The following is a 24,667-nucleotide window of genomic DNA, read 5'->3' as shown; positions in this document are numbered from 1 at the left end:
GGGAGCCCATCACCACCTATTTGAAAAATGGCTGAGGCGGTGCCATCGGAGATTGAATATCTCGATCCGGACTCTCTCGAACCACATCCGTTGAACGATGACGTATATGGCGACCGTACAGACCCTGACGAGGCACTACTATCAAGCATCGAAGACATCGGTGTTGTAGAGCCAATCGTCGTCGATCCCCAACCAGAGGCGGGGGAGGTCGCCGATCAACCGACCATCATCTCTGGACATCGACGCACGGAGGCTGCAAAGAAAGTCGGGTTGGAGCAAGTTCCCGTTCGATTCGTCCGCTTAGAGACAGACCTTGAGCGACAGGAGCGACTCCTCGTTCACAACCAGAGCCGAGACAAGTCGTTTAGCCAGAAGCTCAGAGAGGCAGAGGAGCTAGAACGAATTGAGCGCGAGCGAGCGCGCCAACGACAGGGGACGCGTACGGACATCGTGGAAAATTCTTCACAAGGTGACGAAGAGACATCCTCGCCCGACGACGACTTCGGTAAGACGCGAGACAAGGTCGCCGATACGGTTGGTTTCGGCTCCGGGCGCACGTACGATATGGCGAAGACAGTCTGGGATGCCGCTCAAGATGGAGATACCGTCGCCCAACATGAGGTCGACAAACTCGACCGCGAGGAGCAGTCCGTCTACGGTGCGTACCAGAAGGTTCGCGACCGAATTCAAACAGAGACAGAGTCTGACGACGAGGACGGGACTTCGAGTTCAGACGAAGAGGAGCAGGATTCGTCCTCGGATGATGAAGAACCGGAACGCGTCGCGGCAGAAGACGCCATTCTCTCAGCGCATAAGGGAACGAACGATGAGGTCTTCCCCGAGGTACTTGACCTGCACGTCGAGCCCGGCTCAGCGATAGCCGACGTTACCTATGGAGAGGGGGTTTTCTGGCGTCAAGTCCCGTCAGGGAAGTACGAGCTGACTGCGACGGACATCGACCCCTCGCGATCACCAGACTCTACAGACGGGGTCGATTGTCGAGACCTTCCCTATGACGACGCATCGTTCGACTGCGTCGTCCTCGATCCACCGTACGCGGAAGGGTTCTACGAAACGCCGGACAAGCCGTCGGACAACGATTACTGGATCAAGGATCGCTATGTCGGGACGACCGGCGAACAGTCAGCGACCTACCACGATGCTGTTCTCGAGATGTACGCGGCGGCTGGAGAGGAAGCCCGTCGTGTGCTACGTGATGATGGTCTCCTCATAGCGAAAATGCAGGATGAGGTCAGTCGGAACGAGCAGCGTCTTACCCACGTTGAGGTGACGAATATCTACGAGGAGATGGGCTTCCACGCTCGGGATTTGTTCGTCGTTGTCCGACCAGATACTCCAACTGTGGGTCGGATGTATGAACAGCGCCGGGCCCGAAAGAACCACTCGTACTTCTTAGTCTACAAGAAGCAAGAATAGACTCGAAATATCTGGTAGTCAGGCCCGTTCTCGGTGTCGTCGTACGCGACCGGGTTTGTTCTCGGAGTGTTGTGGTTCACGTTTCGAGCGGGAAGGCACGGTCTCGTTAACGCGTAGTGGTTTACGCGGACGTGGCGAGGGCCGGCGTTTTTGGCGCGGTGGCGTGACTGTGTGTGTATGACCGACACGGACGTGTGTCCGAGGTGTGGTGAGAAGTTCTACGAGTACGTCGAGATCGGCGACGCCTACGAGGGTTCACCGATTGGACGGCTTCGGTTGTGCGTGACAGAGCAGGGCGCGTTTGCTCACGACGTGTAGGCTGGTACGTTGGAATCTGAGATGTCGTTGCACTTTGGTTCTAAGAGGTTTCTAGAGTCAATATTCGGCGAGGGAGTATCGATCGCCACGGCGTTCTACGAATTGCTGTCAACGCATCGTGTCGAGAACGCCAAGGTCACCGGCCACGTCCTGAACCCGCGAACCAGACGAGGAAAGCGACGGTCGTGCCGACCGCTCCGACACCGATGACGATGGCGGTGGCCGTTGAGTCGAGGAAGGCAAACGCGGTGGAGCGGAACGTCCTCGAGAACGAACTGGCCTCGGCGGCGCCGTTCAACGCTACGAGACCCCTGTAGGCGATGACGCCGACGATGACGAGGGCAAGTAGAGCGTCGGGGAGATCGGAGCCGCCTCGTATCATATGTTGGCGATGTTCGCGGCTGGCTCTTCGTTCTTCTGTTCGGCGAGATGGTAGGAATCGGATTGACTCTGCCGGCGTTCGCGCCGCACCCCACGTCAAGAATGTATAGCAGCGAGCGGAACACCTCGACGGCACCAAACTGGGTGTTTGGCGTCAGCATCGACGCCAGTCTTCGTTCTTGAGTTCCTCTTTCACTTTGTCTATCAAATCCTCTTTGCGTCGTTTACGCCGTCCGATTCGGAGAAGTCTTGTTACGCCCGTGCCGAAGAGGGCCGTCAAGACGGCAGGTAGGATATGGCCGTTGGAGGAGAGGAGCGTTGGGATGAGTACCACGAACGTGGCGTAAGTGAGTACGATCACTTCTCTGTCGATGGACGTGTAGACCCAGTACAGGGGATCGGGGCGGTATCGGATGAGTTGGTTCTCGTACCACCAAGCCAGTCTGCTCTTCCGATACTCAATCCACATCTGTATTCGTGCGGCGAGTTCGTACCTGTCCATTAACGTGTGTCCTTTCTCGAAAGCTAATGAGTTTCCGGGGTGTCTGCGATCAGGGACACCGAATGCGTCGTCTGAGGTCAGAGATCGTCGAGAAGACCGTCGATGGGTTCGAGGTTCTCTTCGTCGGTCACGTGTAGAGGTAGGGGGCTGCTCAACTTGTAGGTTGTAGCCGGATGACCACGTTCAGTTCCCGTCCTTCACCGCTGTTCCGGTGCGCCCTCGAAAGATTCGATCTTCCAACTGAAACGGAAGTCGCGGATGTACGGGCGAGTGACAACAGCGGCGAGTGCGATAGCCGCGATGGCGTTGAAGATGAGCAGGGCGAACGCAATCAACTGCAGGTTGCCGCTGAGTTGGAACTGTTCCTGCAGAACAGACGCGATCAGACCGAGACGCTCGAACAGGAGGACAACAAAACCGATGGAGAAGAACGTAGCGAGAACGGTTACGAACCTCGAGGCGGTCTGCTTGTTCAGCCTGATGTCCTGATACGTGTTGATCTTGGACTCGATTTTCTCCGTCATATCCTCGATGATCGGAGTCTGCTCAGCGGACTTGATGCGGCCGTTCGAGAAGTGGTGGACATGCCAGCTCGGCGTTTTCTCGCAGTGACAGACGATGAACTTCGATCCGTCGCTGTGAGCCACGAAGTCGGTCTTCCCCGTGTCGATGCCGTACTGCGTAGTTTCCACCGGACAGATCTCGCTCACCTCGCGCCGCACCTCGTACCCCGAGTCCTCGAAGTAGTCGCGTAGACTCTGCCGCACTCGGTCACGGAAGTCCTCGAGCGGTGTGTATTCGTAAAAATCGGATCCGATGGCCTCTTTCAGGTGTTTGACGTCCGTCGTGATGTTGTCCTCGAAATCGTCATTGAGGAACTCACGCCACGAGTAGCGGTGTTCCCGTTCAACTACCTGTTGATCGCCGAAGAACGAGACGCCGAACTCCATCGCCTGCGGTTCGAAATCGTGTCTCTCCATCTCGTCTTTGTCGAAGAAGCAATGAAAGGAGATCTGGATTCGATCCAGCCACGCATTCAGGACGTATCTCGTGGAGTCGATCTGCTCCAGTTCGACGGAGTCGAAGATGCCCCTGTCGCGCACCGCGTCAACCCAGTCCTCAACGAGGGAATCGGGGTCAAGTCGGTAGACCGAAGCCAGAACCTGCCTTGACTCGCCGCAGCCGCACGAGGAAGTCGCGATACCGTGCTTCTCGCACCGCTGATCTTCAGAGATGGAGAAGTACGGGCGGATGTCGGGGATGATGTCCCGCTCTATGTGGAGGAAGTCGGCGTAGTCCATCAGGTCTTGCTCCCGAAATTCAAGAGCAGTGACGTCGCTAACGTCGGCCCGAAAGAAGGCTTCCTCTAGCACATCGGCTTCATCGGTTAAGATCATACAGGTTTATCGCATACTCGATGATCTCGACTGGACTCTCCCAGTCTTGTTGGAGTAGGTGGTTTAGGTGGTTGGACAGCTCATCGTAATCGATGCTCGTCTTTCCAAGTGACCGTTGCGAGTAGTCTTGGAAGAACTCCTCGATTTTGCCTTGAAGATCGTAGAAGTCGTCCACCTCGGAAACCTCGTCTATGTCGGCGGTTCTTGGAATGCCTTCGTCGCAGAGCTTTATCCCGATGTTGGCGATCATCGACTTGTACAGGCGAAGCTCTTCTGTCGGAGTCTGATTCTTCTCGAAGTACTCCTCGATGAGATTGTTGAATGCAAGGTTGGTCTTTGAGATGTGGGAGTTTCGCATCATCGAGGACTTGCCGCGGAACTTCGCGCCGACGTAGGAGTAGATAAGTTCGATCAGTGGGGTTAGGAACCCGTCGTACCCTCGAATGGTGTTTATCTGGAGGACGATGACGTCGAGGAGATCGGAGGGTACCGGTTTGGACGTGGTGAGGTGGCCGTCGTCGAAGATTCGGAGCATCACGTCGCGCTCGTCATCCGGGTCTGCGCCGGGGTGATCGACGTAGTATTTGATCTTCCTGATCTGGCCAGCCTCGTCGGCGGCGCGGATGACATCGGTATCAACCATGTCCTCGTCCCGTTGTCCGGTGAAGTCCGCCGTGTCCACTCCGGCGATCTCGAGAGTGTAACCGAGCCCTGAGATGTCGCCCTCCATCTCCTGCAGGAGGAGTAGGAGCTCCGTCTCGTTCATTTCCAGACGGCTGGTGTTTCCGATTCCGGTCTGCACCCTACTCCGCGCCATCTCGGTGACGGTCTTTGCTATGTCGGTCTTCAACCCGTCCTTGATCTTGGAGTAGTTCGACACCGCGGTGAGTCCGGTTTCTGTATAGACCCGGGTCTCAACTCGGTAGCGGGCGGGGGCCTTGATGTGATAGTCGGAGCCGTACCGTTTCACGGTGTCGCCGGACTCGGTCTCGATGATCTGGATCGGTATCTTGTCGTCAGGGTTGATGTCCTCGAGGTGGGCCGTTGTTCGGAACTGTAGGTCTATGGAGTCGGAGTTCTCCTCGTGATTGGTGAGGACGATGGGTTCTACGAGTGAGTCGAAGTCGCGGTCAATCCGTTCCTCGTTGTATTGATTGACGCGGCGTTCGAGATGTTCGTGGGAAAGGGATTCCTCGGCGACGAAGAGCTGCATATTGAACTTGTCGCCCTCCTCGCCGTACTTGTCGAAGAGTTTGGAGACGAAGTTCCTGTAGGCCGGAGTGGTGAGTTGATCCTCGGTCTCGTCGAAGAAGTCGTTCTTCCCCATCCGACTGACCTCGCTCTCTGACAGTGAGAGGTCTTGCAGTCGAGAGTCAATCTCTGGTGTTTCCGCTGTGATTCTCCCGGTTGGGATTCGGCGGATTTTCTCTGGAATGGAGTATCCGTCCCTGAAGAGGAATTGGTCAGTCGTCATATCTGTCTTCGGCGTACACGATGGACTGTTCAACCTGCCTGTCGAGATTGCGTTTCATCCAGTCCAGTTGCTCCGTGGTCTTCTTGATCAGATCGTGAGGCTCCGTGAACTGGTCTATGGCGTGTTGCACGTCACGCTCTTTCACTGTCTTGCGACCGTCGTCTTCGGCGTGCTTGCTGGCTTCGAGCCAGATTCTCTCAGCGACGAATTCGAGATGGTGTTGCAGTTCGTCGATTGCATCACCGCCGGCGTTCATATCGGAGTGCTGTTTGACGAATCGCTTCAGCGAGGTTGGTTTGACCGGGGGTGCAATGTCTTCGGTATCGTTTTCTTCTGTTTCTGCTTGTTCGGAGTCCTCTCCCTCAACTGCCATGACTCCTACCTGTCATTGGTGTCAAATAGGCCTTTCTACAGTTGGGAAGGTTCGTCTTCCTGATCGGTCTCGTTCGGGATCGGCAACCGGGGTTCAAAACGGAGTTCGCGGACACGCGTTGAATGAGCAACCTCTCGGAGGGTGGCCAGATACCGAGATTACTGGCCAATCGCCTCCAGATCATCACGTGCCTGCTCGGCAAGGTCGTCATCGCCTCGGTCTCCAAGGTAGATGCCGCGTCGTTCGACAACTCGAGGGACTGTTCGTCGCGGCACGCCGATCTGCCGTTGGATACGGCGGTCTGACCAGCCGAGCTCCTCCTTGGCCACGATTGCCTGTACAGCCTGCTCGTACTCCTCGTCGTCTGGCCGGAGGTTCCCATCTTCAGAGGTGAAACCGTAGATCGGTCGACCGATGCGCTTCCCGGCTTCTTCGGCAGCGCGGAGACCGTCGATGGTTCGCTGCTTGATCATCTCGTGTTCGATGTCGGCTGCGAAGGAGAGGCCATAGAGGATAGCCTTCTGCTCGAGGTTGAGTTCCTCTGTCTCTGGTTCGATGTGGAGGCCGTCGTTGACGACGACGAGTCCGCACCCGTTGTCCTCGACGATCACGTGGACGGCGTCGTTGAGATCACGCATATTGCGCCCGAGGCGAGTAATCGATCGGACGATGACGCGTTCGGTCTCTCCTTCACACACGCGACGCATCATCTCTTGGTAGCCGTCGCGGTCTGTGTTGCTGCCGGTGGCCTCGTCTTCGAGCACGTCGATGTTCGAGGGCTCGATCTCGAGTTCGTCGATGGCGTGGTTCCACAATTTCTCCTTCTGCTGGGCGATGTCCTGTTCGGGGGTAGAGACGCGTGCGTAGATTGTGGTCGGGTATCGCATGTTTGGCTGGTTCTGAGTGGTGTTGTGGCTGCCGGCTGCCCACCGAGGGAACTGATATAAAGACTGGGATTTTTCGCCCACGTGAAAGCCTCTCGGGCGAAAACCATCCGGTTCTGGCCCAGCCTGCTTGATATTCGTGTATAGTTATCATATTTTCTCAAAAGTAGCCATTTCACGGTCGAGATCTGGGTCTGCCGTCCATCCGAGTTCTGCCCATCCTTCGGCATGGGAGTGGCCAGTAGGATTCCACCAAACCTCGTACTCCCGAGCAGATGTTGGTAATGGAGCGTCGAGAATGTCTTCTATCTTCTCGAAAGAGACGTGAATCGTATTCGAATCAGCATTCTTGAGATGATCGTAGAGCGGCGCATACTTGCCACTGGTAGATTGTGACTGGCTTGTTGAGGATTCTCTATGAGTAGCTATCTGTTGGTCTGCTATATCATCGACACGCGTGGATTGCTTCCGCCTAGCAGTTGTGATTGAGAGCGCTTCGAAATTCCATGATGGATTACACTCCTCGATTAACTCTGCTTCTCGCTGTTTTCTATCCTCGGCCTCCATTACCCATAGTGCGACCTGCCCACGGTTACGCACGATTTCGAGGATTGCATTGTTGATCCGGCAGTTGGTCTGCTGTCCTCCCTCGAAACAGTTCTTGGGAGAGATATTCGAGTATCCTGCTTGAATTCGACTGTGGATGTTCACGGTTTCGCCGATGTACACTATCTGGTGATTTGCAGTGAAAATGTAGACGCCCGCCGTTTCTTTGTAGGGGAAGGTATCAGCGTAGAACTTACAGAATGGGCCCCAGCCGTATTGATGAACTGGTATTTCGTCGGATTTGTCGTAACGATTCTGGGGCATCTTGAGGGCGATTTGTCCTTCCTCATTCCGTTCTACTGTGACTGTATCTACGAAATCGAATTCCTGACCGAGTTCGGAGATGTCCATATGAGAATTGAATAAGCAGAATCTGTTATAGATCAGGGATAACGAGACACTCAAGGAATGTTCTGCACGACCAGCCGGACAGGACAAAACCCTTAACCCACTTCGATAGGCTCTGTACTCCGAGAAAACAGCCCCTGAAACCGTCTATTTATATTGCCATTCTGCCCTACAGACTGGTGAGAAGGAGATGCCGTCCCGATGGAGGTGAAGATGCCAAAACAAGTGACAAACTATGAGCGACAACACCGAGAATCCGGAAGCACAGCACGAGAACGAACTAGCTGGTCTCGACGCTGTAGAGGCCGCCCAGCAAATCCACGACGAAATCCGATTCCGCCTCGAGCCTGCGAACGAGTACGAGTGGGGCGACCCGGAGTACGAAGCATTCGCCGAACTCCTTGATAGGGCTCGAGGGTCACGTCTGTCGGCTTCTATCCCGGCGACGGGGAGCAACGAGCCCTACCTCACCATCGGGATCCATCTGCTGCGAGAGAGTGCAGTAATCCAGCAGCGGACGGTCGGCCCAACGGACGAATATGTGACATATGTCGGCGACGTGCGCGCCGTCCTCACGAGCTTCGCACCGGTGCTCGAGAAGTCATACATCGAAGTGCAGCTGGATGGTGAAGCCACCGAGCTGATGCGGGAAGAACTCGCTCGCGAGAGCGGTGGTAGCGATGACTGACTACGACACGAACCCGGATGCCCCACCGATAGAAGAGATTGCAAAGCAGCTCCGGCGCGGCGACGAAGGCCGACGGAACATCGTCTCGGATGCTGACGAGGTGATCGGTATGACGAACAACTGCGTCGAAGTCCACCATCACGCGTGTGATGGCGAGATCATCATCCAACTGAAGCCGCACATCGGCTGGCGAATGGGCGACGGCGATTCGGGTTGGACGATGAGTAACGAGGAGATACAGAAGTACTCCGTCTACACCATCTGATCTCACTCGCGGCCGACCCGGCGGCCATCTCGGGGGTTCGACTCCCCCGACGAGCTTCAGACGAGAACGACGCTACAGAGGTGATTCAGGCGCGACACGTACGCCAGACAGCTACGATCCGACTCCAGACTATGACCGAGAAACATCCGACAAACACGAACAGGCTCCGGACGTTCGACGACTTCGACGACGACGCCTACGTCGAGGACTATCGCATACGTCCGCGGGAAGTCGAAGATGAGCAACTTGAGTTTTCGCTACTGATGCGGATCGGTGGGCCGCGCAGCCGGTTTACGCTCCGTGCCGGGACTACGTTCGTTGACGGCGAAGACGAAGACCACTGGGTGGCGATCCGCGATCCGGCTGGAGACCTCGTCGATGAAATAGAGGTCGACTGGATGAGCACCTCGCCGAGCAACGTCCGTGATGCGACGCAGGCCTTTCACGAGATCTATATTGGAGCAGCGAACGACTGGTACAGCCACGCGCTGGCCGTCCAAGAGGCGGGTGAAGGAGGATGACGTACGAGCGAACGTGTCTCCGAGTCAATGGCGAGGTGGCTATCGTGGAAACGTACCCGCGACAGTTCGACGACGTTCCGTTCGAATACGCGTTGAGACGTGCGGGCGAAGCGTGGGTGCTGGAACAGCCACGATACCAGTACACCGATCACGTCATCGATTACGCTCGTAAGGAGCTGGACGAGCGCATCGTGGAGGTCTGCGTACCCGTCGCACAGACGACGCTCAGCGAGTACGTAGAATCTGCGCGTCCTGACGAGGGGGTCGGGGCGGCATCTCCTACAACGACAGCAGACTAACCCCACTACGTTCGCTATTTCTCACACCCCCCTCGGACAGTGAGCTTATCCAATCTCGTCCCTCGAATCGCTATTGCAGTGTCACAGGACAAGGAAGAGCTGCTGAACGGCTTTGTTGACGACCGAACGCACCACACGACGATCAGCGACATCGAGGAACGCATTGAAAACGCCTTTGAAGAAGTGTCGAAGCACGGCTACGAGTCCGGAGATCTGGCCGTGGCTAACTTCGTCTGGGAGACAGAGTTCCCGCCCAGCGGTAAGATCACAGTCGATCCTGAGCAGGATGATGGCGATGTCCTGCTGCGCGTACATCTACGCGAGGACAGCGCGGCAGTGGATGTCGGCTATCCGGTGGGATACCGCGGGAGCTGCGTGTACGTTGGTAGGAGGTCAGATGTCCTAGACGCCATCCACGAAATCGTGAGCTGGGAGGAAACTACCGAGGCGAGCGGCGATATACTCGAGCGACATCTTAGCTAATTCTTCTCTGCTAAGACGCGTTCCGCTGCTACATTTATCCGCGGTGGTCTCCATTCCAGTTAGAATGCAGTGACCAACGAGAACCTGCGCGATAGCAACGACATGTCCGCCAACCATCCCCGCCGCGTCGAGACGTGCGACATCGACGCAATCGAATCCGAGGCTATCCGTGAGTTCGCAGAAGAATGGAAGAAATCAGGGCGCGAAATCGAAGCAGGGCGGCAGGAAACAGGAGACTACTTGTACGACATCCATACCGGTGTGTCCGTCTATGAGACTGCGGGAGGCTACGTCGCCGATAACGGACGCGGAAGTTCGTCGTGCTTCGAAAATCCCCGCGCCGCTACACGGATTGCGAGTAAGTATCTCGAATACGCTTGCAGGGAAGACGATCTCCCCTCCAGTATCGAGGACTGCATCGAGATGCTGCACGACCGAGGCTTCGGCGTGACACGCGGCAAGACGAACCACGATACGTCCGCTATATTCGCTGAGCGTGACGAGACACGGATCAAGATCGTCTCCACGGACGACGGCCAGTGGTGGATTATGGCCCGTGGCCCCAGTATGCCTGTGCTGTCCGAGATGTGCGACCGGCCGCGTCGCGTGAGCCAAGAGGCTCGAGAGTGGCTCGACAGTAATCCCGACGACTAATTCTCGGCGTTAATGCCCTCGGGATTAAATTGACAGCGTTGGCTCCTGTATGTGTACAATATGGCCGATATTGACCGGGACGATGTGCTGTTGATGCAGCAGATTCTCTCTACCGAAACCGCAACCCGGAGTGCAGTAGAACTGGCCGCACTCCGCAGCGAGGCTGTCAAGACAGTACGCGACCGGCTCGACCGATTGGCCGCAGGCGATGAGCCACTGATAACGACGATCGAGGCCGACAAACCCGTTTCGCAAGATGTGCCCAAACAGTACTACGCGGTTACGTCTCGAGGAGTGGACGTGCTGAAGGAGATAGGGATGTACGATCAGATCGGCATCCTGTACGACATGTACGAAGCGGCTGATGAACCAGTGACACCGGAAGGATGGGCTGCGATGGATGTCATCCGGAGGGCGCGCCCGTCGGCAGTGGATGCGTTCGAGTAGTGATGGAGTCAAGGATACGCGCGCCGGTCGCTGGACGTAGGGGACAAGGATGTCCTTTTCTAGACCTTCGCCGTCTGGGTTGCTACGAGCAGACGCTGAGTTACAAACCGAAGCCAAGATCCATCTATCCTTTTACCAATACGAACCTGACCCACAACTATCGAGGATGACGACAGGCGTAACAAACTTCATCAAGATCGACGAGGTCAGGCAGGAGATCGACTCTACGTATCCCAACCCCGGAAACGATGCCGAGAGCGAATTAGAGGTCGAAAATAACGGCTACGGCCACCGGCTCATCGGGGACGCGTTCGAGTTTCTCTGTAAGGTATTGCTGTATCGGCGATGCAGCGAAGTCATCATCCCTTGGCGACGCACCTTCGGTGACTCCCAGCGCCGCTTTCCACCCGACGAAACACCGCCTATTGGCGTTCAGAAATTCGACGGGTGGAAGTGGGAAGATGAATATGTAGGCGTTTCCAGCCGCGAGGAGTGGGAGGAGATGATGGATGACCGGCCAGAATGGGATCAGAGAAGTCCGGTCAAGTGGACGGAGGACGAGGAATTGACGAAGCTCGCCGAGCAGTACGTCGAGACTGGCATGAACACCGAGGGAGTGGTGAAGGCCGCGCTCGTCAACGCCGGCTGGAAGCCCAGCGACACCGTCCACTCGTGGATCAATCGCGAGGCCTTCGAGGAGGACATCCTCAAGGAGATGGAGGCGTTGTTCAGACTATTGCGCGAGAGCGAGTGGACTGACGGCGAGAGCGTATTCGTGCGCCCCGCCTTCGGGGGCCACCGCCACATCCTTCCCGGGGAGGGGGACTTCATCGTAGACGACCTGCTCGTCGACATCAAGACTACCGAAAACAGGTCGTTCACGAACTCCTTCTGGCGGCAACTGTTGATGTACTACGTGCTGAGCGACGTGCAACGCGTCCTGCACGAAGTAGATGGTCGGACGTATGGCAAGGAGTCCTTTGAGGGGAAGTACCCTGAGATCAATCGGGTGGGGATCTACTACGCCCGATATGGGGAACTCCAGACAGTCGACATGGAGGAGGTGATCGACGACCGGGAACGGTACGAGGAGTTCCGGGCGTGGGTCGTCGACCGGGCCATCGAAGAGAACAGGCACGCCCAACACGACTACTCGGCGATCCGGGCTGCGCTCACGGAGCCGTATGACTACAAGAAACAGCGAACGCTCTTCGACGACTACTAGCCGCGAGTCCCCAACCAATCTCGTCAGATTGCTTGGATGTGACTCCTGTGACTCTGTTTAAACAATCAGAATCTGACGGAATAACGTGCTGAATACAGAGGATGTAGTCAGCAAGTGGCTATTGTTCGTTCCACATCCTGAGCGGTGGAACAGCCGGTAAGTGGGTGTGCGAACTTCACTTTTCGAACTGTGTCATATGATAAGAGGGCTTGCCGTAGCGTCCCTATCTCATCGGAACCATTTCCTAACATAGCATTTATATTATGATTCATAATCCTATTAATCTCTGGGTGGATGGAGTACCCTTTTGATGGTGGCCTGTCGGGTATAGCATATGGCAGAAACACACGAAGGGCTACTAACTGGTCACAACTTTTCGAACGGCGAGCACTACTACACTGTCACAGTTCCCCGTCGAGGTCAAACGGATAAGCCAGTCTTCCACTTGGAGGAGGAAGAAGAATCGATGCAAGCAATCCTACAGTACAACGCGTATTCAGACCTGACCGAACTTCTTAACGACCGACCATCGAACACAGAAATATTAGTCAAAGAAGTAGATGGTCAGTATGAGATTGCAGTCGAAGAAATGAATCAGAAGGCGTGATTCTGGAGGGAACGATATGAGTGACGATGCCCTCCAAACCCTCCTGTCTCAATTTTCGTATTTTATCGCAGAGCAGAATTTCGACCATCAAGACTGGGAGCGAATTACAACTGAGCAAGGAGCGGTTGATACTGCGAGGAAGATAGACCGTTTCTTTCGAAGCTGGAAATGGGGTGATGAAGACCGCGCCCATAACACACTTCGGTTTTTAAAGGTGCTTTGCGACCGTGGCGACGAGGATACCGCTCTTGCCATTATGGGTCAGGCTTATGATTTAGTTGGCGGCGCTGATGCGGAAGAGCTTGAGGGCTACCCGGCACTACAGGCCCTCGAAGATGAACAAATAACACACGCAGATACCGTTCCGTTGTTCACGCACACTGCTAAATCTTTCATCGATATTGAGAACACAACGGATGACTTCTACGACGACCTCATCGAGAATATCAACAAGTGCTATCGGATTGGTGTGTACGATGGGACATTCGTCCTAACCCGAAAACTGTTAGAAAATCTCGTTATCGACTTACTCCGAAAGGAGTACCCGAAATCGTATTTGCGGATGTACTATATCCCCGAATACGGTCGTTTCAGAAACTTCAGCGAGCTTCTGGAGGTTTTCGAGTATCGTCTCAAAGACTACCAGTCATACTCGAATGGGATGAATCGAGAACTCATTTCCGACATCAATCGATTCCGCGAATCTGCTAATTCAGATGCTCATTCGATAGTTCGGAACCCAGAGCAGGAAGAAATCAAAGACCTCGGTGAAGACGCCGAACACGCGGCCAAGGTAATGTTCCGGGCTCTCCGTAATATGGATTAAATGGATTCTTTTTCTTTGATTATTCGGCGGTATATCGGTTCTAAGTAGCAATCCTGCACTTAGCGATTCCGCGCCAACGATTTTCAGCGGTAATGACATGACCGATACGCGCTGTGTATTCAGCACAGCCTCTGAAACACATCACCTATTGAGAGTTTCAAGAAAGCCACTCCTGTCAGTCTTGCTTGCCCCCGATTGAATGCCGTCGAAGCGTCGGGCTGATGTTTTCCTCCACGTACGCCAACTCCGACTCGTACGCCCGCGTCAGGTCGGCATACCATTCGGCCATCCGTCCGGCTAGATCCTTCTCCTCGGTCGCCCGATATGACTCCAGAAGCGATCCGCGAGCCCCCTCGTTGATCACCGTCCGCGACTCGCCTTCGATGAAGACTGTCAGAACGTCTTGCATCACGTCATCCCCGACATCGTACGCGTCCTCGTCATCAAGCACCGGTTCGAATAACCCTCCAGCAAAATGCGGAGGACTACTGAATTCGTCCTCCTCGCGCTCGCCCTTTGGCTCCGACAGCACGTCGTAGAACAGTGGTTTGAGGTGTGTGTCGTAGAACGAACCTTGGAACCGATTCAGACCCTTGTTGTGGTGACTCCATTCCTCGTGCAGTTCGATCTCCAACACGCCGCGGTCGCGCATCAGTCGGACGAAGGCCAGCCGATCAAGCAGCAGGGCTACAAACGCCGTCTTCTCGGCATCGTCCGCGTCGGCCGGCGCGTCGACGGCTTCGACGAGCGGCGTGTCGATACCGTCGTGGTCGTAATCACCCTCGCCGACCAACGTTTCGGCGTACAGGTCGTGGAAGTCCGACAGACCGCCGGTGGCTCGACGGACATGGTGATGGCCGAGGTTCTGGAAGAAAGCGGCGAGCAGGCCGTCTGGTTCGGGAAGCCCGTTCAGGTCGGCGTAAGGCACCATCCGCTCCTCGCGGGCCACGTACTGGACGACCTGCTTCAGGCTCTGGGGTTCAACAACCGGTTCGAGCGTGAGGCTGCGTCCGTCCGTCTCGGTAACCTCGTAGACGCCCCATCGAAAGCCGTCGGTCGCGATGCCGTACTCGTAGCGGGTGTTGTCAAGGTAGTCGAGCAGTTCGGTTTTGGCGGTTTCGATGTCGTTGACCGACTTGTTCTCGCCGATGACGCGGGCTGGGAGATTATCCACGCGGAAATCCGGATACTCCTCTCGGCTCTGACCCGGAGAGTCCGGTCGCGGCGTGACCGCGTACCCGAGGACGTCGAGCACCGGCCAGATCAGGTGATCCTCCACGAATCTCTCGGGGAACTGGCGTAGGTCGGCGCCTTTGAACTCAGCATTGTCCTCGATGATTTCGCCGAGTCGGTCTGCCGAGAGATTGCGGTCGTTCAGTTCATTAAGAAAGTTCTCAACCACAGCCCGCAAATCGGAGACGGCAGCATCGACAGTCGCGGAATCCATCTGTTTGGATTCTGAGATTGCTTTGCATATCAACATTCGTCATTCACGACGGCATTAGATGCCGGCAAAGACGCCTCGTCCGGGAAGGACTCGTACGTCAACTGGGCCCGTCGTACAGGCCGCGAGAGACGCGCACCACCCCTTCCCTCGTCGAGCGCATCGACGCCACCGTGGCGCGCCTCATCGGCTACATCTCTGTCCGTGCGTTCGACGACGTGGCCGAAGAAGTGAACGAGTGAGAGACGTACCGCCCTAACGAGGACGGCTACAACTGGACGAGCCGCGCCAACAACCTCGACTGCGAGCCGCGTTATCTCTGGCTCTCGCACCGTGACGACTAAACCTGATTCTAAAACCTCAACTGGGTGGATTACGCACCCTTCGCGTATGAACCTCGACGAGGCCCTCGACATCCTCGACGACGGCGGAGAGATGAAGGTCTATGAAACCCACTCGAAACGAAACTGTCCGTCACCACGCCCACCGGCGCCGACTGGGAGTTCCAACGCGAGGAACTCGAAGCCGCACGAGACGTGATGAACCAGTACGAGGACATCGCCGTACGTGCCTACGACGCCGACGACAAGGACGAACTAGCCCGCATTCTCACCGAAGCCGACGCTGACGAGGTATGGCGTGTGATCGGTCGCGTCGAAGACATCCCTGTCTCTGTCAACAAAGCGCGAGAGCTGGCCACACAAGACGACTGACCACTATCCCTTCAGCGCGCTCGCCGCACCACCGTCGATCGCCTCCTGATTCCGCTTGAGGTTCACGAACACCGTGTACTCGACGTCCACCGGGGCGTGATCCAGCGGCAACTCCACCATCTCGCCCTGCGAGTCGCGCGGAGTCACGTACACCCCCACCGACTCATCGCCGATCCCGGCTTCCCGAAGCACGTCTCGCAACTCCACGACATCCTCCTTCTCGTTCATCTCCCAACTGCTGGCGGTGATTCGCGGCCTCTGACCCGCCTCAACCTCGTACCGCGACTCGTCCAACTCGCTCTGCTGGAGAGCCTCCCTGACTTCGCTGGCCATCTCCTCGCCGAACTCCTCTCGCCCACCATCCATCGCGTCGTCACCGTAGAGGTACTCGTACCACGTCACGTCGCCGGGTTTCTCGATCATACCAGATTCTGGACGCTAGCCTCAGTTAAATGTCCGCGTTCCAAACCTGCCGACGGCGCAGCCACTGGGCCATCAGAACTCCCCGACGCGTCGTTACTCGCCTCCGATGGCCTCGTTGAGTTCGCCCTTCATCTCCTCTATCGTATTTTTGATAGATGCCGCACCCTACAGTTCCACTACGGCCAGAGTACCATCTCACTTGTAAGGCCTAGTCGAATCGACTCAGCCTACTAGACAGCCAAGAATTCTCGTATGCCCTAAAAGGCAATCGACGCCGGAATTTATGGTGAAGCGTCGAGATGTTTTGTCTTGTGACGGCGTGGGGACTTCCAACCGCTCGGCATGGAAACAGGGTTCAGGAGATTCGACGCGGCCAGTATCCCCGATTCCGCAGAGAAGATCCGGGTGCGAGAAGGAATCCGACACGAGAGTTGGGTAGTCAGCTCCCCAGCAGCGACTTGTGGAGGCTGAGACGCGGGTTCGATTCTCGCACCCGGACTTCTTCCGCGACGACCACAGGGAGGAGTGGAAAAGCCGGCAGGCGAGATCGGACCACGCGAGATGGGTGTAACGAGTCCCGCAGTCGGATTCGATTCTCGCAGCCGGATCGTTCGTCTCGCTGAGGCGCAGTTTTTTGTACGTCGTTCCGCCAGTAGACGGCATGACCAACGGCCTGGAGCCGACGGAGGAGTACGACGGTTCCGTCACGGTTCGCCTCTTGGACGACCAGCGGGGACGGGAGGCGATCAGATGCGCGTCGTACGAGGACGCGATAGCCGTCGTGAAAGAGAACCACCGCTCGGTTACGGTCGCGAAGATCGTCGACCGAGACGGCGACGTCGTGTTCACCTCGTCCGAGATGGACATCGACGACTGGGAGACCGAGTGGGAGCACGCGAAACGCCGCCTGTCCGTCGACGTCGACGAGTACGACTGCCCGTACGACAGCGTCGGCTGTTTCGCCGACGATCTCTGCGTGCAGTGTCAGATCGACAGGGTACAGGAGCAGTACTGACGGCGCTTCCCCTCCCGCTCACGCCGCGTCCGCGAGGAAGGCGGTCAGCCGCTCGACGAAGTAGTCGGGCCGTTCCTCCGGGATCCAGTGGCCGGCGCGCTCGACGACCTCGCTGTCGACGTCGGTCGCGACCCGTTCCATGTCCCTGATCGGGAGGTCGCGAAAGGACGCCGCGCCGCCGAGCGCGAGGACGGGCAGCTCGAGAGGGTCCTCGGCGTGGGCCTGGTTGTGCTCGGCGTCCGTCTCGTAGGCGCGATAGTACTCGAAGCCGCCCCGCAGTCCGCCGGCCTGTGAGTAACAGCGGACGTACTCGTCGCGCGCGTCGTCGTCGATCGCCGAGGGATCGTACGCGCCCTCGCCGTAGAACCAGTCGAGGTAGAGCCGCTCTCGACCGGCCACGAGTCGCTCGGGCAGGTCGCGAACGCCGTGGAAGCGCGTGTGCCAGAGCTTGCGTTTTCCGTCCTCGTTGATCCCCGGGAGGCCAGCCTCGAGAACGCAGAGCGCGCGCACCTCGTCGCGGTACTGGGCGGCGTAGGCGTACGCGGTCGGCATCCCCCAGTCGTGCCCGACGAGCGCGATCGGTTCGTCGCCGAACCCGAGGTGGTGAACCAGTTCCCGCACGTCCGTCGCGACGGTGTCTTTGTCGTAGCCGGAGACGGGCGTCTCGGAGTCACCCAGCCCGCGAAGGTCCGGGGCGATGACGGTGTAGTCGGCGGCGAGTTGGGGAATCACGTCTCGCCACTCGTACCACGTCTGTGGCCAGCCGTGGAGCAACACCAGCGGCGGTCCCTCACCGGCGGTCACGTAGTGCAGCTTGATACCGTTGACGCGGGCGCGTCCGTGTTCGAGACTATCACGTTCGACCATGTTTTTCTGTTAGGAGACGACGGCATCAATCTTCGGACGGGATCGTCGGCGGCGTTCTCATGCTCCCGCGTTTAGGGGAGCCACTGCGTAAGCACTCGTATGGCGGATGCCCGGCTCGGTGGGACGTTCGACAGAACGCACCAAAACGCAGCGCTCGCCTGGACGATCACGATCGCGCTCGTCGCGCTCGCGATCAATCACGGACTGATGGATTCGTATCGCTGGTTTGCGTTCACCGGATTCGCGGTCGCGATCGTCCTGCTCCCGGTCGCCGCGTTTCGGAATCCGCTCGTGATGCCGCCCTGGGAGCTGCTGGTCCTCGTCCTGATTCCCGTCGTCGACGCGACGGTCCTCGGCGAGTCGTTTCTCACGTCGATTGCCGTCTACGTCGCCGTCGCCGCCGTCGCGCTCGTCGCCACCGTCGAGATCGATCGGTTCACCGCAATCCGAATGAATCACGCGTTCGCCGTCGTGCTGGTCGTGCTCACGACCCTCGCCGTCGCCGGCGCGTGGAACGTCGCCCAGTGGGTCGCCGACGTGACGTTCGGGACCGACTATATTCTGGACGGCCGATCACAAGACGCGGCCAATCGGGCGTTGATGATCTCCTTCGGGTACGCGGCGATCGCAGGGCTACTCGCCGGCGTCGTCTTCGGTCGCTACTTCCAGTCGTACAGCGAAGAGGGGGCGGCCACCCAGCGCACGCCGACGCTACGGGAACCGTCGCCCGACTCCGAACCGGATCCCGTCTCGTCCCTGATCCGCGGTCGGCTGGACGTCTCCGACCGAACCGTCGAGCGGCTCTCTCGAGCCATGCAGGCGGCCCTCGCCGTCCTCCTGCTCTACGGGCTCGCCACCCGGGACCTGACGACGGTCTCGAACGCCGTCATCGCGCTTTCGATCACCGTTCTCCCCGCCGTCCTCGAGCGAGACGCCCGACTGCCGCTCGAGCCGGGACTCGTGTTCTGGCTCACGGCAGCCGTGTTTCTCCACGTACTCGGTTCGGCCGGCCTCTACGCGCTAATCGGGCCGTGGGACAGTCTGACACACACCGTCTCGGCGTCGATCGTCGCCGCGGCGGGATACGCGGTCGTCCGGGCGATCGACCTCCACACCGACGAGATTTACGTCCCGCCCGCGATGCTGTTCGCGTTCATCCTCGTGTTCGTCCTGGCCTTCGGCGTCGTCTGGGAGCTCATGGAGTTCGCGATCGACTGGAGCGCACAGCGACTCGGTCTCGACGCGATCCTCGCCCAACACGGACTCAACGACACGGTCGTCGACCTCGTGTACGACGTCGTCGGCGCCGTCGTCGCCGCGATCTGGGGGTCGTTCTACCTCACCGACCTCTCCCACCGCATCGCCGGTCGACTCGAGGCGTGACGGCTACCGACGGCCGCCCTCGCTCGAGTCGATCTCGATCGAAAAAACGGTGCGCGCTCAGTCGGCGGCCTCGGTCAGTCGCCGCACCTCGTCGTCGCCGAGCGAGAGCTGGGCGGCGGCGACGTTCGACTCGAGGTGGTCGGGGTCAGACGTCCCCGGAATGGGAAGCATCACGTCCGCGCGCTCGAGCAGCCACGCCAGCCCGACCTGTCGTCTCGTCGCGTCGTGTGCCGCGGCGATCTCGTCGAGGAGGTCGCCGTGTTCGTCCAGATCGTCGCCGTTGATCGGTGCCCACGGAATGAAGCCGATCCCCTCGTCCGCACAGATCTCGAGGACCTCCCGGCTCCCGCGGTCGTTCAGGTTGTATCGGTTCTGGACGGTCGCGATCTCGACCTGTTCGCGGGCCCGATCGAGGAGCTCCGCGGAGACGTTACTGACGCCGACCTGATCGACGAACCCCTCGTCTTTGAGTTCGGCGAAGGTCGCGACGGAATCCTCGAACGGCGTGTCGTCGTCGGGGCGATGGAATTGGTAGAGGTCGATGGTATCGGTCCGGAGTCGATCGAGCGAGGTGAGCACCTGATTTCGGATGTAGTCCGGGTCGCCGTGGGCGATCCAGTCGCCCTCGCTGTTCCGCAGCAGGCCGGCCTTGGTCGCGACCAGCACGTCGTCGGGGTCGCCGATCGCCTCGCCGATGAGCCGCTCGCTCACGGCCGGCCCGTAGGAATCGGCCGTGTCGATGAGGTCGACGCCGCAGTCGACGGCGTGCTCGACGACCTCGCGTGCGGCCGCCTCGTCTTCGGGCGAACCGATGATGTCCGGTCCGGTGATCCGCATCGCACCGAACCCCAGCCGGTGGACGGTCCTGTCGCCGATCTCGAACGTGTCGCTCTCGTTAGTGATCGAGGTACTGCTCACGGACGTACTGACAGCTTCGCCCCCCTTGAGAGTAGGCTTTCCCGAACGGAGTGCCGGTTACGCTCGGGCACCGTCACGGCGAGGCGATCGCCTGAACAGCCAACCGACCCCACCATCACAGTGCGTCGAACCGCCGTGTCCGCCGTCTTCGGAAACCGTGAGCCCGTGTTGGTGGCCGCGATCGCCACAGGAGAACTTCAGCGTGCGCACGTTCGTGACGGCACCTCCGGAGATCCCGTTGGCCCGTGAGAACAGCTGGGTGGCCACGGCGACGCGAGCGGTGGCGACGTTCGAACCGATCGTCGGGCCGCTCCTGATTGTACTCTTGGGCGACGCCCTCGGTAATCGCGAACGATTCTGAAAGCCCATCCTCGCCGATTTTTGATCCGCGGCGGCCGTCCCGGTGACAACTGTCGCCCATCGCAGCGTACTCGTCGGCGAGGAGCGACTCGGCCTTTCGTTCATGCACCGCATCTCTCGAGTGAGAGACTCATCACGGATAGTGGCAGTCTCCGCGGTGACTGCTTCTGTTATACGACTGTGTTTCCTCACTCCACCCTTGGAAATAGTCTCCGAGGAGTCGAGGATGGGCAGACGAGCAGTGTCCGAGAACGCTCCCAAAGTCGGACGGATTTGGTCCGATCGTCCCCGCCAACACCACCGAAAGAACTAGATCTCTGTGCGTACCTGTTCGGGATACAGACAAGCCGGACACTATGAATCGCCGAAGCCGTATCCGACGCCGAGTTGCTGCCGGGCATCCCAATCTTTGGCGAGGTAGCTGTTTCGTCCGGCATGTATCCCGTGTGCGATCGGGTAGCTTGATAGGGAGACGAGGTTGGCGGGTCACCGTCGAAAGCCTATCCAAGATGGCCACCAAGTACCGCTAAGCGTACATCTTTGTGACTGGTAAAATAATCATCGTGTATGACCGAGCATCAGGGATGGATCGTCGCTGAGATCGCCGACGACGGCGACCCGGATGTTGTGAGTGAGAAGATGGTCGACGAACGCGATCCGGATCGGTTCACCAGCCACCAACAGGGGTCGTCGCTCGTGATCTATGACAACAAGGTAACGACGAGATCCGTTGATCCGATGGTGGAATCGGTCTGCGGTCAGCTTGACCGAGTGGTTATCGTCGAATCAATCGAAGGCGGGGAGGGGCTGACGAGAAGTCGTTACTTCGAAGTTGATGACAACCAACTCGGGGACCCAGTCGACGAACTGTCAACCATCAGCCGATGGTTCGTCGAATCGCACTTCGACTACTACGCAACTCGCTACGGTATCGATGGCGCAATCTGACTCGGACCCAACGATCAACGAGCTGTGTAGCCGCCTCGCGGAGGCCGAGCCAGCAGCCGAGCCTGCCGTGATGGGCCAAGTATCGCGGTTGTTTCTCGACAATTCGTCCGAGTGGCCCATGCTGGACCCGACCACTCGGAGCGTCGAAATCCTCCAGTCGTATCTCGACCACGACGACTCCGAACTCCGAAGCGGGGCCGCCTTCGTGCTCAGTACGATTCTTGCGGGGGCGATCCAACCGGATCCAGAAGATGTCGTGGACGAATCGGCTGTGGGTGCCCAGTTGCTGGAACTAATCGACGACGACAGTCGTCGGGTGCGCCAGGTAATCGTCTCGACCGGAACCCTCGGTGGCATTGTCGGTAAGAGACTCGATGACGACTCGTTTCCGCCATCCGCAACCGACGACGAATGTGTCCCCCCAAAATCCATCTCGTGGTTGGCGATGGCCCTCTTCGAACACCTACACGATCCGGCACCGATCGTCCGCAAACGAGTCGCCTGCCATCTCGAGCCACACGCCGTCGAACTGCTCGAGCGGCATCCGGACGCCAGCGCTGCAATCGGCACGGTTATCGACACCCTCGAGGACGACCTCGACGCACTTGCGCCGAATCGTGACGCGACGACGCCTCGGTACGCGGCGGTCCGCATCCTCTGTGATGTGGCCGAGAATTCCCCGGATCTGCTGCTCGGTCACGTCGACCGCCTCGACGAGTACCTCGACGTCGACGAGGACGAGATTCGAACCGGAGTGGCGCGAACGCTCGGATGGTTGATTCACTCGGACTACGTCGATCGAACGGACGTCGCCGAACGCGTGATCGATCGTCTCGCTTCCCAGGGCCGCAGCGCCCTACACGACGACGCAGACCTGCTCGTGTCGGCTGCACTGGTCGCCAACGACGGATCAGGGAAGACAGAAGCGGCTCTCACTGCATTGCTTCAGGTCCGAAGTCCCGATCACCGAAGCAGGGGCGCCGACACGCTGGCTCGGTACGTTCGCCAGCGCGATCGGTCCTTCGAGCCACACTTCGAGGCGATAGCCGAGTACTCCGAAGCACAACCGTTTAGCGAGCGCGATGAGGATCCGCTCGCCACGCTGGCTGCGGACTACCCGGGGTTCGTAGCGGAACGTCTGATCGACTGGCACGAATCGCTCGTCCATGAGTCCGCCCACAGAACGATCGACGAAGACTTGCTGGTCGAGATTTACGACCAGAACCCGACGGCGATCGAGACGTTCCTCCCCTACGCAGTCGAGACGGCCGACCCGGAGTTCGATTACGAGCGGTTGGACCGCCACCACGTCAGTCTGTCGGTGCAGACGCTGACCGGCCTGGCAAAGCGCCGACCGGAGGCGGTTGCGGATGTCGTGCCCGACTTGGTGGCAGCACGCGGACGGTCGCCCCCTCTCGACGATCAGGTTTCCGGTCTGGTGGAAGCGGTGGCCGACGTCGGACCCCCCATCACCGACGAAACCGTCGCCGCACTCGAGGGCACGCTCCGATCGAGCAAGGGAACCCTCGGCGCCGCTCGAGCACTGGCCGCACTCCACGAGGCGGGCCACGACGCCGTGAACGACGACTACGAGATCTTCGTCGATCCGTACCGCGAGGGTGCCTTCGGTGGTTCGCCGAACGGCGGAAAGTATGCCCTGCAACCCGTCGCGGCGGAAGATCCGGCATTCGTCTCGGAAGTGCTGTACGATATCTTCGGCCATTGGGCGGAAACTGACGAGGATCGAGGCCCCACAAGAACCCTCGCGGCCGTCGCCGACGCCGAACTGGCTGCAGCCAGGCCCATTCTCGACGACTTAGTTGCAGTAGCGCTGTCCGAAGAGCCGGCGGACGAGCGGATCGAGAGCCTATCCGACGACCAACTCTTCGACCTCGTCAAGTTCTACATTTCGGGAGAGCCACCGAACGGTCCGGCGTTTTTCGAGCGGTTTCTCGATGCGCTCGTCCCTGTCGTCGAGCATGGATCGACGGTCGACGAAACTACCGACGAGGTATCGGAGAACGCCGAGATCCCTGGTCGCTTCGATCCCGAGGACATCATCGACCTGATAGACGCCGAAACGACGTTGACGCCAGAGACGATCGAACCGGCGCTCGCGACGTTCGTCGACACGGTCATCGAGCCGTTGCTATCGCCGCGATCGTCGACGGCGGATCTCCACCTCGATATCGCGAAAGAGATCGGCTTCGGTCAACCCGTGGTGTTCGAAGGCCACGTTCAGCGGCTGCTCGATGCCGCCGAGGCTGCGGACGATCGTCGGCAGGCCGATCTCGTGGGATACATGCTCTGCGAGTTAGGTGAGGAGACGCCCGATACGATCGAGGAGCATCTCGATCGGCTGTCGGATCTCGCCGCCGAAGGCGACGTCCCCTCCAGTTCGATCGCAGCTGGCACACTCGGTAAACTGCTCGACGAACGGCCTGAACGTGCTGCCACCGTGGCCAGACCGCTCGGCGCTGCGCTCCCGGACGTCTATCCCTGGGCGCGCCGCCAGATTGCAACGGCCCTCGAGACCGCCGCCAAGGAAGATCCCCGGGCGATTCGCGACGTGGTTTCCGATCTCGTGTCACTCCTCGTCGCGTTCGACGGGTTGCCGGACGACGACCTCGACTGGACGACCACACACGAGCTCAAGGAATCCATCAAAGACGCGTTCGTGGTGCTTGAAACGGTCGCTGAGACGGATCCCGAGCCAGTACAGGCAGCGTTCGAGCCACACGGTGGTATCGAATCAGTAGCGGTGCCGGGCTGGTCGAGTCGACTCTCGGACCTCAGAGCGACACTCGACGCCTGAGTGGGAGATGAATAGTCCCGACAGAGCGTCTCCACGGGTGACGTCT

The 24,667-nt window shown here is 58.6% G+C and carries 29 protein-coding genes; 18 read left to right on the top strand and 11 right to left on the bottom strand.

Annotated elements, in window-relative coordinates; translation table 11 throughout:
• Positions 1-27 precede the first annotated feature (27 nt).
• A complete protein-coding gene (locus BMX07_RS18645; RefSeq protein ID WP_090620835.1) occupies positions 28-1,437 on the top strand; it encodes a ParB/RepB/Spo0J family partition protein in 1,410 nt (469 codons plus the stop codon).
• A gap of 177 nt (positions 1,438-1,614) precedes the next feature.
• Entirely contained in the window at positions 1,615-1,755 is a 141-nt protein-coding gene (locus BMX07_RS24660; protein ID WP_175480204.1) for a hypothetical protein, read from the top strand.
• A 136-nt stretch (positions 1,756-1,891) separates the two neighbouring features.
• Here the strand turns inward: BMX07_RS24660 and BMX07_RS18640 are convergent, their stop codons facing one another.
• From BMX07_RS18640 to BMX07_RS23935, 7 genes are all read right to left on the bottom strand, one after another.
• Positions 1,892-2,137 (bottom strand): hypothetical protein, encoded by a 246-nt coding sequence (locus BMX07_RS18640; protein WP_090620833.1) that lies wholly within the window; start codon positions 2,135-2,137, stop codon positions 1,892-1,894.
• Positions 2,138-2,290: 153 nt separating this feature from the next.
• Complete coding sequence (locus BMX07_RS18635) at positions 2,291-2,638, bottom strand: hypothetical protein (protein WP_090620831.1); 348 nt, start codon at positions 2,636-2,638, stop codon at positions 2,291-2,293.
• A 197-nt stretch (positions 2,639-2,835) separates the two neighbouring features.
• Positions 2,836-4,035 (bottom strand): hypothetical protein, encoded by a 1,200-nt coding sequence (locus BMX07_RS18630; RefSeq protein ID WP_090620828.1) that lies wholly within the window; start codon positions 4,033-4,035, stop codon positions 2,836-2,838.
• Complete coding sequence (locus BMX07_RS18625; RefSeq protein WP_090620825.1) at positions 4,019-5,509, bottom strand: hypothetical protein; 1,491 nt, start codon at positions 5,507-5,509, stop codon at positions 4,019-4,021. The genes BMX07_RS18630 and BMX07_RS18625 overlap by 17 nt, the downstream gene beginning before the upstream one ends.
• On the bottom strand, positions 5,499-5,882 hold the full coding sequence (locus tag BMX07_RS18620) for a histone-like protein (protein WP_090620822.1): 384 nt from the start codon (positions 5,880-5,882) through the stop codon (positions 5,499-5,501). The genes BMX07_RS18625 and BMX07_RS18620 overlap by 11 nt, the downstream gene beginning before the upstream one ends.
• 158 nt (positions 5,883-6,040) lie before the next feature.
• The gene (locus BMX07_RS18615; RefSeq protein WP_090620819.1) at positions 6,041-6,769 is read right to left on the bottom strand and encodes a recombinase family protein; all 729 of its coding nucleotides are present in this window, start codon (positions 6,767-6,769) and stop codon (positions 6,041-6,043) included.
• 147 nt (positions 6,770-6,916) lie between these two features.
• A complete protein-coding gene (locus tag BMX07_RS23935; RefSeq protein ID WP_139210960.1) occupies positions 6,917-7,723 on the bottom strand; it encodes a GIY-YIG nuclease family protein in 807 nt (268 codons plus the stop codon).
• A 232-nt stretch (positions 7,724-7,955) separates the two neighbouring features.
• Here BMX07_RS23935 and BMX07_RS18610 point away from each other — a divergent pair, with 232 nt between their 5' ends.
• From BMX07_RS18610 to BMX07_RS18570, 10 genes are all read left to right on the top strand, one after another.
• On the top strand, positions 7,956-8,408 hold the full coding sequence (locus BMX07_RS18610; protein WP_090620816.1) for a hypothetical protein: 453 nt from the start codon (positions 7,956-7,958) through the stop codon (positions 8,406-8,408).
• Positions 8,401-8,673 carry a hypothetical protein gene (locus BMX07_RS18605; protein ID WP_090620814.1) on the top strand — a complete coding sequence of 91 codons (273 nt, stop codon included), beginning with the start codon at positions 8,401-8,403 and terminating at the stop codon, positions 8,671-8,673. The genes BMX07_RS18610 and BMX07_RS18605 overlap by 8 nt, the downstream gene beginning before the upstream one ends.
• Positions 8,674-8,804: 131 nt before the next feature.
• Positions 8,805-9,194, top strand: a complete 390-nt coding sequence (locus BMX07_RS18600; protein WP_090620812.1) for a hypothetical protein — start codon at positions 8,805-8,807, stop codon at positions 9,192-9,194.
• Entirely contained in the window at positions 9,191-9,493 is a 303-nt protein-coding gene (locus BMX07_RS18595; RefSeq protein ID WP_090620809.1) for a hypothetical protein, read from the top strand. The genes BMX07_RS18600 and BMX07_RS18595 overlap by 4 nt, the downstream gene beginning before the upstream one ends.
• 78 nt (positions 9,494-9,571) lie before the next feature.
• Complete coding sequence (locus BMX07_RS18590) at positions 9,572-9,976, top strand: hypothetical protein (protein ID WP_090620806.1); 405 nt, start codon at positions 9,572-9,574, stop codon at positions 9,974-9,976.
• A gap of 69 nt (positions 9,977-10,045) precedes the next feature.
• Entirely contained in the window at positions 10,046-10,630 is a 585-nt protein-coding gene (locus tag BMX07_RS18585; protein ID WP_139210959.1) for a hypothetical protein, read from the top strand.
• Positions 10,631-10,690: 60 nt separating this feature from the next.
• Positions 10,691-11,077 carry a hypothetical protein gene (locus BMX07_RS18580; RefSeq protein WP_090620802.1) on the top strand — a complete coding sequence of 129 codons (387 nt, stop codon included), beginning with the start codon at positions 10,691-10,693 and terminating at the stop codon, positions 11,075-11,077.
• Positions 11,078-11,243: 166 nt separating this feature from the next.
• Positions 11,244-12,302, top strand: coding sequence for a hypothetical protein (locus BMX07_RS18575; protein ID WP_090620800.1), 1,059 nt, complete (start codon positions 11,244-11,246; stop codon positions 12,300-12,302).
• A gap of 334 nt (positions 12,303-12,636) precedes the next feature.
• On the top strand, positions 12,637-12,909 hold the full coding sequence (locus BMX07_RS23930) for a hypothetical protein (RefSeq protein ID WP_139210958.1): 273 nt from the start codon (positions 12,637-12,639) through the stop codon (positions 12,907-12,909).
• Between the two features lie 16 nt (positions 12,910-12,925).
• On the top strand, positions 12,926-13,735 hold the full coding sequence (locus tag BMX07_RS18570; protein WP_090620797.1) for a hypothetical protein: 810 nt from the start codon (positions 12,926-12,928) through the stop codon (positions 13,733-13,735).
• Positions 13,736-13,910: 175 nt separating this feature from the next.
• On the opposite strand, the gene BMX07_RS18565 is transcribed toward BMX07_RS18570, so the two are convergent.
• The gene (locus BMX07_RS18565) at positions 13,911-15,182 is read right to left on the bottom strand and encodes a hypothetical protein (protein ID WP_090620795.1); all 1,272 of its coding nucleotides are present in this window, start codon (positions 15,180-15,182) and stop codon (positions 13,911-13,913) included.
• Between the two features lie 387 nt (positions 15,183-15,569).
• On the opposite strand from BMX07_RS18565, the gene BMX07_RS24655 reads away from it, so the two are divergent.
• Together BMX07_RS24655 and BMX07_RS24650 are read left to right on the top strand one after the other, a co-directional pair.
• On the top strand, positions 15,570-15,719 hold the full coding sequence (locus BMX07_RS24655; RefSeq protein WP_175480203.1) for a hypothetical protein: 150 nt from the start codon (positions 15,570-15,572) through the stop codon (positions 15,717-15,719).
• On the top strand, positions 15,719-15,892 hold the full coding sequence (locus BMX07_RS24650; RefSeq protein WP_175480202.1) for a hypothetical protein: 174 nt from the start codon (positions 15,719-15,721) through the stop codon (positions 15,890-15,892). Before BMX07_RS24655 ends, BMX07_RS24650 begins: the two co-directional genes overlap by 1 nt.
• 3 nt (positions 15,893-15,895) lie before the next feature.
• Here the strand turns inward: BMX07_RS24650 and BMX07_RS18555 are convergent, their stop codons facing one another.
• Entirely contained in the window at positions 15,896-16,315 is a 420-nt protein-coding gene (locus BMX07_RS18555; protein WP_090620791.1) for a hypothetical protein, read from the bottom strand.
• 661 nt (positions 16,316-16,976) lie between these two features.
• Here BMX07_RS18555 and BMX07_RS18550 point away from each other — a divergent pair.
• Positions 16,977-17,330: a hypothetical protein gene (locus BMX07_RS18550; protein ID WP_090620788.1), complete on the top strand. Its 354-nt coding sequence runs from the start codon at positions 16,977-16,979 to the stop codon at positions 17,328-17,330.
• Positions 17,331-17,348: 18 nt separating this feature from the next.
• On the opposite strand, the gene BMX07_RS18545 is transcribed toward BMX07_RS18550, so the two are convergent.
• Positions 17,349-18,197, bottom strand: coding sequence for an alpha/beta fold hydrolase (locus tag BMX07_RS18545; RefSeq protein ID WP_090620786.1), 849 nt, complete (start codon positions 18,195-18,197; stop codon positions 17,349-17,351).
• 99 nt (positions 18,198-18,296) lie between these two features.
• On the opposite strand from BMX07_RS18545, the gene BMX07_RS18540 reads away from it, so the two are divergent.
• Positions 18,297-19,580: a DUF2238 domain-containing protein gene (locus tag BMX07_RS18540; protein WP_090620784.1), complete on the top strand. Its 1,284-nt coding sequence runs from the start codon at positions 18,297-18,299 to the stop codon at positions 19,578-19,580.
• Between the two features lie 57 nt (positions 19,581-19,637).
• On the opposite strand, the gene BMX07_RS18535 is transcribed toward BMX07_RS18540, so the two are convergent.
• Positions 19,638-20,498 (bottom strand): aldo/keto reductase, encoded by an 861-nt coding sequence (locus BMX07_RS18535; protein WP_090620782.1) that lies wholly within the window; start codon positions 20,496-20,498, stop codon positions 19,638-19,640.
• Between the two features lie 927 nt (positions 20,499-21,425).
• Between BMX07_RS18535 and BMX07_RS18525 the strand changes: the two genes are divergently transcribed.
• Together BMX07_RS18525 and BMX07_RS18520 are read left to right on the top strand one after the other, a co-directional pair.
• A complete protein-coding gene (locus BMX07_RS18525; protein ID WP_090620777.1) occupies positions 21,426-21,806 on the top strand; it encodes a hypothetical protein in 381 nt (126 codons plus the stop codon).
• Positions 21,807-21,924: 118 nt separating this feature from the next.
• Positions 21,925-24,621: a hypothetical protein gene (locus BMX07_RS18520; protein ID WP_245742167.1), complete on the top strand. Its 2,697-nt coding sequence runs from the start codon at positions 21,925-21,927 to the stop codon at positions 24,619-24,621.
• Positions 24,622-24,667 lie beyond the last annotated feature (46 nt).

The organism is Natrinema salaciae (assembly GCF_900110865.1).
GTDB classification, from domain to species: Archaea; Halobacteriota; Halobacteria; order Halobacteriales; family Natrialbaceae; genus Natrinema; species Natrinema salaciae.
Note: the sequence above shows the minus strand (reverse complement) of the source record. Positions and strands in the feature narration are given on the sequence as shown.